10 protein-coding genes are annotated in these 9,309 nt (G+C 60.2%); all 10 read left to right on the top strand.

The annotated features are described in order from the left end of the window. The first annotated feature begins 376 nt into the window (after window positions 1–376). Window positions 377–784 (top strand): flagellar basal body rod protein FlgB, encoded by a 408-nt coding sequence (flgB, locus tag Q8K05_RS04350; RefSeq protein ID WP_305245300.1) that lies wholly within the window; start codon window positions 377–379, stop codon window positions 782–784. Window positions 785–801: 17 nt separating this feature from the next. After that, window positions 802–1,218, top strand: a complete 417-nt coding sequence (gene flgC, locus Q8K05_RS04345; protein ID WP_305245298.1) for a flagellar basal body rod protein FlgC — start codon at window positions 802–804, stop codon at window positions 1,216–1,218. 41 nt (window positions 1,219–1,259) lie between these two features. Then, window positions 1,260–1,925 (top strand): flagellar hook assembly protein FlgD, encoded by a 666-nt coding sequence (locus tag Q8K05_RS04340; RefSeq protein WP_305245297.1) that lies wholly within the window; start codon window positions 1,260–1,262, stop codon window positions 1,923–1,925. 57 nt (window positions 1,926–1,982) lie between these two features. Continuing rightward, window positions 1,983–3,203 carry a flagellar hook protein FlgE gene (flgE, locus tag Q8K05_RS04335; RefSeq protein WP_305245296.1) on the top strand — a complete coding sequence of 407 codons (1,221 nt, stop codon included), beginning with the start codon at window positions 1,983–1,985 and terminating at the stop codon, window positions 3,201–3,203. A gap of 67 nt (window positions 3,204–3,270) precedes the next feature. Continuing rightward, window positions 3,271–4,014, top strand: coding sequence for a flagellar basal body rod protein FlgF (locus Q8K05_RS04330; RefSeq protein WP_305245295.1), 744 nt, complete (start codon window positions 3,271–3,273; stop codon window positions 4,012–4,014). A gap of 75 nt (window positions 4,015–4,089) precedes the next feature. Then, on the top strand, window positions 4,090–4,872 hold the full coding sequence (flgG, locus tag Q8K05_RS04325; RefSeq protein WP_305245294.1) for a flagellar basal-body rod protein FlgG: 783 nt from the start codon (window positions 4,090–4,092) through the stop codon (window positions 4,870–4,872). Next, window positions 4,872–5,567, top strand: coding sequence for a flagellar basal body L-ring protein FlgH (locus Q8K05_RS04320; protein ID WP_305245293.1), 696 nt, complete (start codon window positions 4,872–4,874; stop codon window positions 5,565–5,567). The genes flgG and Q8K05_RS04320 overlap by 1 nt, the downstream gene beginning before the upstream one ends. A gap of 2 nt (window positions 5,568–5,569) precedes the next feature. Further along, the gene (locus tag Q8K05_RS04315; RefSeq protein ID WP_370868768.1) at window positions 5,570–6,724 is read left to right on the top strand and encodes a flagellar basal body P-ring protein FlgI; all 1,155 of its coding nucleotides are present in this window, start codon (window positions 5,570–5,572) and stop codon (window positions 6,722–6,724) included. An 8-nt stretch (window positions 6,725–6,732) separates the two neighbouring features. Continuing rightward, window positions 6,733–7,677 carry a flagellar assembly peptidoglycan hydrolase FlgJ gene (flgJ, locus tag Q8K05_RS04310; protein WP_305245292.1) on the top strand — a complete coding sequence of 315 codons (945 nt, stop codon included), beginning with the start codon at window positions 6,733–6,735 and terminating at the stop codon, window positions 7,675–7,677. Between the two features lie 174 nt (window positions 7,678–7,851). Further along, window positions 7,852–9,309, top strand: a 1,458-nt coding sequence (locus tag Q8K05_RS04305; protein WP_305245291.1) for a methyl-accepting chemotaxis protein, incomplete at its 3' end; no start/stop codon positions are given.

The following is a 9,309-nucleotide window of genomic DNA, read 5'->3' as shown; positions in this document are numbered from 1 at the left end:
GGCCAAGGCCATCGCAGTTGGCCAAGGCAGTGGTCGGCGCGTGGGGATCTTCATGGATTCCTTTTAAAAATCACCAACGTCACTGGCATTGCGCAGTTCAGGACGGAGAACGGTGGCACTTGTGCGCTAGCAATATTTTAGAAAAATGGAATTCCCCTCAAGCGTGGATTTGGCTTGTAAAGCTGGCGCTGTTCATTCGATTGAGGGGCTCACTCCCACTCTAATCTCCGCCACTGGAACGCGCGTGAAAAGAGTCGAACTAAACCTTGAAACCCCATCTGTTCAGGTGATTGCCCGGGTTGTGCCTTCTTACAATTATTTTCACGCTAAAGACGTCTGGGCAGCCAGTCCGGCAACCTCACATGATGGGACAGAAATGATCGACAAGCTGGATTCAGCCTTCCGCTTCCATCAGGAGGCGCTCAACCTGCGAGCCCGGCGGCAGGAAGTTCTGTCGGCCAATATTGCCCATGCCGACACGCCCAATTTCAAGGCGCGCGACTTCGACTTCAGCGCCAGCCTGTCGCAGGCGGTGGAGCGGGGCCGGCAATCCATGTCGGTGTCCATGGCGACTACCTCTTCCCGTCATATTGCCGGAGATGCGCAGGCTGGTGGCGATGCAGCGTTGCTCTACCGCACGCCCAATCAGTCAAGCCTTGATGGCAACACCGTGGAGATGGATGTTGAGCGGGTCAACTTTGCCGACAACGCCATGCGCTATGAGGCCAATCTGACCATTCTGGGTTCCAAAATCAAATCGCTGCTGTCAGCGGTCCAGCAGTAACGAAGCGGGGTCAGTGCATGCCATATTCCAACAGATCACTCGGTATTTTTGAAATTGCGGGCTCCGCCATGACGGCGCAATCCCAGCGCATGAACACCACAGCCAGCAACCTGGCCAATGCCGACAGCGTCGCGGGTCCCGATGGTAAGCCCTACCGCGCGCGTCAGGTCGTGTTCGAGATGGCGCCTGCAGATGGCCAGGGTATCGGCGGCGTCAGGGTGGCTCGCGTCGTTGAAGATCCTTCGCCCATGCGCATGGTGCACGACCCCAAGAATCCGCTGGCCAATGCCGAGGGTTACGTCACCATGCCCAACGTCAACGTGGTCGAGGAAATGGTCAACATGATCTCGGCTTCACGCTCATACCAGGCCAACGTCGAGGTGCTTAACACGGCCAAAACCTTGATGCTGAAAACCCTGACGGTAGGTCAGTAAGGCCGTCAGCGGCCAACATTTTTATTTCCGGAGAATTTCTTATGGCTGTGTCTGCAACCACCTCATCTGGCAGCGCCAGCGCGCTTGGCGCGCTGTCATCAACTGCGGGTTCAAGCGCCGACAGCGAGCAGCGCTTTCTCAAGCTGCTCGTGACACAGCTGAACAACCAGGACCCGCTCAACCCTCTGGACAACGCCCAGCTGACTTCCCAGCTGGCACAGATGAGTACGGTCAGCGGAATTGAAAAACTCAATACTGCCTTCCAGTCGCTGCTGGCTCAAAGCGGTTCCAGCCAGGTACTGCAGTCGGCCTCCCTGATTGGTCGTACGGTGCTCGTGCCGGGCAAGGAACTGGCACTCGCGCAAGGTACAAATGTGCCGTTTGCCGTTGAGATGCCTCAGGGCGCCGGTTCGGTGAAAGTCACAGTCACGAACGCAGCCGGAGACACCGTTCGCAGTTACGACCTCGGTGCATTGCCGCAAGGGGTCAAGACCCTGTCATGGGATGGCAAGGCAGATGGCGGGGCGCTGGTTGCGGATGGCTCGTACACCGTCAACGTGGTGGCTATGAGCGGAGATTCCAGGGTGACGGCCACAGCGCTGACCTATGCAAACGTCGCCAGCGTGTCGCAGGGCAGCGCCGGCGTTTCGCTCGACCTGGGGGCCAGCCGCAAGGCCAGCCTTGGTGAAGTCCGCCTGATTCTTTGAGCCTGACCCGCAAGCGGCAGCCTCTATTTAAAAGTCAATTCAAAAGAAGGAAATACCATGGGTTTCGCACAAGGTGTAAGCGGTCTGAACGCCTCCGCCAGCAACCTCGATGTCATCGGCAACAACATTGCCAATTCGGGGACTGTTGGCTTCAAGTCGGGCAGCGTACTGTTCTCCGATGTCTACGCAGGTTCACGGGTGGGTTTGGGGACCCAGGTGGCCGGTGTGGCGCAGAATTTCACCTCTGGAGCGGTGCAGACCAGCAGCCGGGCCCTCGATGTGGCCATTGTCAATGGCGACGGATTTTTCCGGCTCGCCAGCCCCGGCGGGGAGGTCGCCTATTCGCGCAATGGCCAGTTCAACATGGACAAGGACGGCTATATTGTCAACTCGGCCGGCTTGCGGCTGACGGGCTACCAGGTGGGTGCCAATGGCACCGTTGCGGGAGGAAGCCCTGCAGCCCTGCAATTGCCAACGACGGCCATGCCGCCAAATTCAACCCAGAACATTGCGGCCCAGTTCAATCTGGATTCGCGCAGCATTGCGCCTACGGCTACGCCGTTTGATGCCAACAATTCAACGACCTACAACTATGCCAATGCGGTCACGGTTTATGACTCGTTGGGCAACTCCCATGAGCTGTCGACGTTCTTTGTAAAAGAGCCTGCTCCAGCAGTCAATACCTGGAAAGTTTATGCGACCGCAGACGGAGCCGCGGTCAATGGAGGAACGGAAGTATCCAGTTTGACCTTTGATGACAAAGGTGTACTGACGAGCCCGGCGGACGGCAAGATGACGGTTGCAGGGCTTGATTTCGCCAACGGTTCCAGTGTCATGGGTTTTACCGTTGACGTGACCGGAACCACCCAATTTGGCAACGTCAACGATGTCAAGAAATTGACACAGGATGGCTACACGTCTGGAGCGCTGGTGGCATTTGCCATCAACCAGGACGGCACGGTCACCGGAAAGTACTCCAACGAGCAGAGCAATGCCCTGGGTCAGATTGTTCTGTCGTCATTTATGAACCCAAACGGCCTGCAGTCCAAGGGTGACAACGTCTGGGCCGAGACCGCAGCGTCGGGCCAGCCACTGACCGGCACCCCAGGTGCTGGCACCAAGCTGGGCGCCCTGGCTTCTGGTGCGCTGGAAGCCTCCAACGTCGACCTGACCTCTGAGCTGGTCAATCTGATCATCGCCCAGCGCACCTACCAGGCCAATGCCCAGACCGTCAAGACGCAAGACCAGGTGATGCAGACCCTGGTGAACATGCGCTGATGCCGGTATGGCTCGTTGATGCAGCGAGCCGTCTCGTCAAGACAAGCAAGAATATCAAGGGAGAAGTATGGACCGGATGATCTATGTCGGCATGAGTGGTGCCAAGCAGGCAATGGAGCAGCAAGCGTCGGTGGCCAACAACATGGCCAATGTGTCAACGCCCGGCTTTCGCGCCCAGATCAATAATTTTCGTGCCGTGCCCGTGGTGGGCGATGAAGCCGCCACCCGCGCCATGGTGGTCGCCACCACCCCGGGTGCCGACATGCGTGCCGGGCCGCTCATGCAAACCGGCCGCGCGCTGGATGTCGCGATACGCGGCGAGGGCTGGCTCACGGTCCAGATGCCGGACGGCAGCGAAGCCTATACCCGCGTCGGTAATCTGCAGGTCGGCGCCGATGGCCAGTTGATGACCATGGATGCCCGGCCCCTGGTGGGCGATGCGGGTCCACTGGTGGTACCGCCCGGCTCCTCATTGGTGGTGGCCGACGATGGCATCGTGACCGCGCTGGGTGCCGGTGATCCGGCAGTCGGTGCGGCGGAAGTGGGCCGGCTCAAGCTGGTCAACCCTTTGGCGACCGAGCTGGTGCGCGGCGACGATGGCCTGTTCCGGATGCAGCCCGGCGCCGCCGCCCCGCAGGCCGACCCTCAGGTGCGACTGCTTGCCGGCGCGATCGAGGGCAGCAACGTCAATCCCGTGGAGGTGATGGTCAGCATGATTGCCAACGCGCGGCGCTTTGAAATGCAGATGAAGACCCTGCAGACCGCCGAAAGCAACGATCAGCAGGCCAATAAATTGCTTTCTAGTAGCTGATTCGGTCGCCACGGTTCCTTCTTGATTTGACACCAGTACGGCCACGGCCGCCGCCAGTTTGCAGGAGTTTTTCCCATGATTCGTTCTCTCTCAATCGCCAAAACAGGCCTCGATGCGCAGCAAACACAGCTCGATGTGGTCGCCAACAATCTGGCCAACGTGGGTACCACGGGCTTCAAGCGCAGCCGCGCCGTGTTCGAGGATCTGATGTACCAGAACCTTCGCCAAAGCGGTGGCCAGACCTCTGACCAGACCCGCATGCCCTCCGGCCTGCAACTTGGCACGGGCGTGCGTGTTGTGGCGACCGAGCGAATCCATATGCAAGGCAATCCGACCAAAACCGACAACCCGAAAGATGTTGCCATCAACGGCGGTGGTTTCTTTCAGGTGCTGATGCCCGATGGTACGGCGGCTTACACCCGCGATGGATCGTTCCAGGCCGACCAGAATGGTCAGTTGGTAACGGCCAGTGGCTATCCCGTACAGCCCGCCATCACCCTGCCGCAAAACGCGACCAGCATGACTATCGGCCGTGATGGCACGGTGTCGGTCGTTCAGGCGGGTAGTACCGCCAGCGTGCAGGTCGGCCAGATACAGCTGGCGACTTTCCTGAATTCCACCGGCCTGCAAAGCAATGGCGAAAACCTGTATGTGGAAACCGATGCTTCCGGCGGGGCCAACCAGACCGCGCCTGGTCAGAACGGCGCCGGCGTGCTCACTCAGGGTTACGTCGAGTCGTCAAATGTCAACGTCGTCGAGGAACTGGTCAACATGATTCAAACGCAACGCGCGTATGAAATCAACAGCAAGGTGATCAAGACTTCCGACGAGATGCTGGCGCGCCTGGCGCAGTTGTGATGCGCAACCGTTGGGTGATTGGCCGTCTAGCAGGGTCGACATTGGCCGCAGGCTTGTTACTGGGCGGCTGCGCGCAAATTCCGCGCGAGCCGCTGGTACAGCAGCCCATGACGGCGCGAGCCGATACGCAGGTGCGACCGGCGGCGCCCGTGAACGGGGCGATTTACCGGACCGGCTTCGGCGCACAGGCCTTGTTTGAAGACCGGCGGCCGCGTTATGTGGGTGACATCCTGACCATCCTGGTCAGCGAAAACGTCAATGCCAGCAAGAGCTCGGCTGCCAATGCCAGCCGCAGCGGCAGTTCCAGTGCCGCGCTGGACGTGATTCCTCAAATTTTGGGCGGCTTGATCTCCAATACGCAGGATGCCAGTGCAAGTGGCAAAAACACCATGAGCGCCAAGGGCGGCGCCAATGCCATGAATACCTTCAACGGCGTGATCACCGTCACGGTCGTGGACGTGCTCCCCAATGGCAATCTGCTGGTCAGCGGAGAAAAGCAGATGTTGATCAATCAGGGCACCGAGTTCATCCGCTTCTCAGGTGTGGTGAATCCACGCATGGTCAGCGCGAACAACACTGTGCCTTCCACCCAGGTGGCAGACGCCCGGATTGAATACAGCGCCAAGGGCTATATCGACGAAGCGCAGACCATGGGCTGGCTTCAGCGCATTTTCCTCAACGTGCTGCCATTTTGATCATGCAAACCCTAGCCACCTCGCTCAAGCGCCACAGCAGAAAAATGCAGGTTGGCGTCACGTCCGGCTTGAGGCTGTGCCTGCTTCTTGCGGCCTTTATCGCCCTGCCATCGCAAGCGGAACGGCTAAAGGATCTCGCCAGCATTCAGGGCGTACGCGACAACCCGCTGATCGGCTATGGGCTGATGGTCGGCCTGGATGGCAGCGGCGACCAGACCATGCAGACCCCCTTCACCACGCAAAGCCTGAACAACATGCTGGGCCAACTCGGGGTTACCGTGCCGCCCGGCACCAACATGCAGTTGAAAAATGTGGCCGCCGTGATGGTGACCGCCACCTTGCCGCCATTTGTGCGGCCGGGCCAGACCATCGATGTCACGGTATCGTCTTTGGGCAATGCCAAGAGCCTGCGTGGCGGCACTTTGCTCATGACGCCACTGAAGGGAGCTGATGGCCAGGTCTATGCACTGGCCCAGGGCAACATGGTGGTCGGCGGGGCGGGGGCATCGGCCAATGGCAGCAAGGTGCAGATCAACCAGCTCAGTTCCGGGCGGATACCCGCCGGCGCTATCGTGGAGCGTGCGGTGGAGTCCCCGCTCGGCGGCGACGGCACCTTGATGCTCGAATTAAACACCAGCGATTTCGGTACCGCGCAAAAAGCGGTGGATGCGATCAACCGCAGCTTTGGTCCTGGCACCGCCACGGCGCTGGACGCCCGGGTGATCCAGGTCAACGCGCCCGCTCGGCCAGCAGAGCGCGTCGGTTTCCTGGCGCGCATCGAGAGTATTGACGTCGCCCCGGCGCAGGCCATCGCCAAAGTCGTCATCAACGCGCGTACTGGTTCGGTGGTGATGAATCAGGCCGTCAAAATCAATGATTGCGCAGTGGCGCATGGCAATTTGTCGGTGGTGATCAATACCGAGCCCGTCATCAGCCAGCCCAACCCGCTTGCAGGCGGAGAAACGGTGGTAGCCCAGCGTTCCCAGATCGAAATCAGCCAGGGAGGCGGCGCCCTGCAAGTTGTGCGTGGTGGCGCCTCGCTGAGCGATGTGATCAAGGGACTCAACACCCTGGGCGCCAATCCGCAGGATCTGGTGTCGATTTTGCAGGCTATGAAAGCCGTCGGCTGCTTGCGTGCCGAACTCGAAATTATTTAAGGCCTCCCATGAGCAGTTCTGGCTTTCCCAGTGTCAACAGCATGACCCCTTCGACGGGCGGGGTGCTTGACCAGCGTTTATCGATTGACGTGCAAGGCGTTGACGCCTTGCGGCGCACCGTCCGCGCATCCCCGCAAGAGGGCATGAAGCAGGCCTCCAAGCAATTCGAGGTCATGTTCATGCAGATGGTCTTGAAAAGCATGCGCGAAGCCACGCCGTCCGACGGGCTGTTCAGCAGCCAGCAGGAAAAGATGTACACCTCGATGCTCGACCAGCAACAGGCCCAGAACCTGTCTGGCCGGGGCCTTGGATTGGCCGAAGCCATGTTTGCGCAGCTCAGCCGCACAATGGGCGGCGAGGGAAGTAGTGCGCCCGCCTTAAAGGCGTTCCCGGATGTTCCGCTGGCGAGCGCTGCGCCCCGGCCGCCGGCGCGGGCACCGGATCTTTCGCTTTACGAGGCGGCCACGGCGCAGGCCACGCTGAGCAGGAGCGTTTTGCCCCAGGCACATGTCGAGCAATTTGTGTCGCGCATGCTGCCCGCTGCACAGCGCGCCAGCCAGGAAACCGGGGTTCCTGCACAGCTGATCATGGCGCAGGCGGCGCTGGAGTCGGGCTGGGGGCGTCGCGAGATTCGTGCAGAGGACGGCAGCCCCAGCTACAACCTGTTCGGCATCAAGGCCGACAAGAGTTGGAAGGGCCCGGTGGCGGAAACCGCCACCACTGAATTTGTCGACGGCGTTGCGCAAAAGACCTGGGCTGCCTTTCGCGCCTATGGCTCCTATGAAGAAGCGTTTTCTGACTACGCCAAATTTCTGGCCACCAACCCGCGTTACGCCAACGTGCTGGCGACCCGGGACCCGGCCGAAGCCGCGCATGGCCTGCAGCGCGCCGGCTATGCCACCGATCCCGAATACGGCGGAAAACTGATTCGCATCATGAAGCAGATGACGTAGTCGCCCTGTGAAGCAATCAACCACGACGCCGTTGCAGTCGCACGGCTATTTTTTCAATCTTTTTTGAAGTACCTCAATACATGCCGCAAACAGCCAGCCCTCATGCCTGCGTCGACGTTCCCGCGCCCAGTTGCACCCAAAGCGATGCGGTCGGGTTTTCAGGGGGTGTCACGCATGAATGAGCACACACAGCCGCAGGCTTTTGTTTCCCTGGCGCGCACCCTGACGATCAGGGCTGTCATGGCTATTTTTGTGCTGATGGGTCTCGTTTTGGGGCTCTTTTACCTCCAGGCGTCCTCGCAACAGCAGCAGGGTGCGGCCCAGTATGCCCATGCCAGGGCGGAAGGCGTTGCCAGCTCCCTGGACGTATTCGATCAGACCATGCAGTTGATGGCCGAAAACGCCTTCAGCGTCTTCCGGCGCCAGTTTGGGGCAACCTTGAGCCTGGATGGCGCGGCAGGCACCTTGAGCAACTATGGTGTGCCGGTCAACGACAACACCACCGAAGTGGATGCCTTTGTGGCTGGTTTTCCAGGCGGGAACGCCACGGTGTTTGTGGTACAGGGCGAAGATTTCCGCCGCATCGCCACCTCAGTCAAAAAGGAAAATGGCGAGCGCGCCGTAGGGACACTGCTCGATCGCAAAAGTCCCGCCTACGCCGTGTTGCGCGCCAATAAAAAATTTGTCGGGCGCATCACCCTGTTTGGACGTCCTTTCATGACGGTTTATGAGCCCATACGCGACTCAGCCGGCAAGGTGGTGGCGGTGTTCTATATCGGCCTGGATATTTCACAGCAGCAAGCGTCCTTGAAAAAACAGGTGGACCAGACCCGGCTTTTCAGCACCGGTGGACTCTACATCGTCAACCCCACGGCAAATACGGCCGAGGCGGTGCTGGTGTTCCATCCCGTGTCTGCCGGAAAAAAACTGGCTGAAGTCCTTCCGAGCCAGTCGGCCCAATGGGTAGACCGCCTGATGGGCGAGGAGGCCGCCTGGCTGGGCCATGCGCCCGCCGTGCTGGTGGCAGGTCCCGCAGGGCAACGCTATGCTTCAGTGGCCAAGAGCGAGGCGACCGGCTGGCTGGTCGTGGCAGAAGTTTCTGAATCTGAGGTGCTTGCCGGCCTGCACCACCAGATGACCTGGCTGGGCGGCTTTATTGCCGCCTTTGCCGTGGTGCTGGGATTTGTTCTGCTGGTGTTTATTCGCCGCACCGTTCGGCCCCTGAGCCTGTTGAGCCAGCATGTGCAAGTCATAGGCCAGGGCGACTTGTCCCAGCAACTGGTGTCCAACCGCCGTGATGAACTGGGGGTCATTACCCGCGCCGTAGAAGCCATGCGCGGCAGCCTGTCAAAAGTCGTCGGCCAGGTCCGCCAGGGCACTGACACCATAGCCACCGCCTCCAGCCAGATCGCCGCCGGCAACCACGACCTTTCTTCCCGCACCGAAGAGCAGGCCAGCTCGCTGGAAGAGACCGCAGCGTCGATGGAAGAGCTGACCAGCACCGTCAAGCAAAACGCCGACAACGCCAGGCAGGCCAACCAGCTGGCCGTGTCAGCCTCCAGCGTTGCCGTGCGCGGTGGTAGCGTCGTGGCGCAAGTGGTCGGCACCATGGGCGCGATCAACGCCTCGTCG

This window comes from Polaromonas sp. (assembly GCF_030682935.1).
Taxonomy (GTDB): Bacteria; Pseudomonadota; Gammaproteobacteria; order Burkholderiales; family Burkholderiaceae_C; genus Polaromonas.
The sequence above is the reverse complement of the archived record's forward strand: the minus strand, read 5'-3'. Positions and strand labels throughout refer to the sequence as shown.